At 41.8% G+C, this 1,336-nt stretch carries 1 protein-coding gene; it reads right to left on the reverse strand.

The features are described from left to right. Positions 1-22: 22 nt before the first annotated feature. Entirely contained in the window at positions 23-1,216 is a 1,194-nt protein-coding gene (locus tag K5R16_RS21910; RefSeq protein ID WP_220740515.1) for an IS4 family transposase, read from the reverse strand. Positions 1,217-1,336 lie beyond the last annotated feature (120 nt).

Raw genomic sequence — 1,336 nt, forward strand, 5'->3', positions numbered from 1 at the left:
ACCCTGAGGGATCCCCACGAATTTAATAGCTTGCTTGTGGATCCCGAACTAAGCCTTGCAGTGTATTAATGGCCGTTCGCCAATGCGACTTCAGCAGCCTCAACTTCCTGTCTTTGTATGCTCTCAAGCCGATAAATTGGTTTGAGAGCACGTTACGGTGCTTTATTGAGTTCGCTTGATATTGCCTGTGTTTACCTGCAGCTTTGACGGCTAAACCTAACAGATAAAGGATAAACTGAGATAGGCAAGCAATGAGTAGTAATACGCTCAATCTGCTCGCTATTCGAGTACCGCTATCATTCATTCTCAGACCAGTTTTAACATCTCTAAAGCTTTCTTCTATTTGCATCCTTGTCGCATAAATCTTAACGATTCTTTTAGCCGTAGCACTTGAGTTACAAAGTGATGTAGCTAGTAACCAAGGCTCTTTTTCTCGTTCTGCACTTGCACGAGACCGCTTACTTCGCCTAGCTTTATCACCTGTTGCAGTTCTATCCTTTCGTCCTTTAGGCTCGCGTTTGAAGATAACTAAACGAGAGCTGAAAGATACCTGTTCACCTAAAAAGTATACGCCAAGATTTTTAGCTCTAGAGCTTGCTTGAACATAGAGTTTTTTGACTGGGTACCAATGATGAACCGCGACTTTTCTGCAGTGTGTTCTATTTCTAAAGCGGCCTACATAATCCCAATCAAGAGACAGAATCTGCTTAAACCAAGGGATACGAAAGCCTGCGTCAGTTACGATGATAGGCTTGCAGTCATTGGGCAACATAGCCTTTAGTTTTGTCATGAATAGCAGGTGAGTTTTCGGCTTCTCTTTTTTATTGAGCGGGTGTATTTCTTCGTAGAGTGTTAAAGACCGTCCTTGAGCCGCGAGTGATGCCCGTATGAGAAAGCTTTGCTTGCGATCATCAAGGTCTGACCAATCAATGTGAATAATTGGCTGCTTCATTGTTCCGACTAACAGGTAGGCCATACGGGTGTAAATGAACTCGATATCACTATGTATGTTGGCGTTACTGCAAAGCCTATCAACACGTTTAATCTTATGTTTTTCCAAGGCATTACTATCAATGCCGCGACCAAGGCCAGTGATTGATAGGGAACCACCATTCATAGAACTTTCGATTGCAGAAAACAAACTCTGTCGTCGAGTTTTGTGCATTAATGGGGTGACAAGATAGAGGCATTTTGATAAAACTTGTTTCGCATTCATGGCATTTACTCGTGGTAATTTTTGTTTGGCGATAAATTTGATCACCAAATGCCATGAATGTTCCTTATTATTTTTCCTATCTCATTATTTCTATTTGTCTTTTTGTGGGGATTCGTCAGA

Source organism: Shewanella sp. c952 (assembly GCF_019654975.1).
Classification (GTDB): Bacteria; Pseudomonadota; Gammaproteobacteria; order Enterobacterales; family Shewanellaceae; genus Shewanella.

Excerpts from the sequence above, each read along its gene's own strand:
- K5R16_RS21910 (WP_220740515.1), bottom strand. The coding sequence starts at position 1,216 with ATGAATGCGAAACAAGTTTTATCAAAATGCCTCTATCTTGTCACCCCA.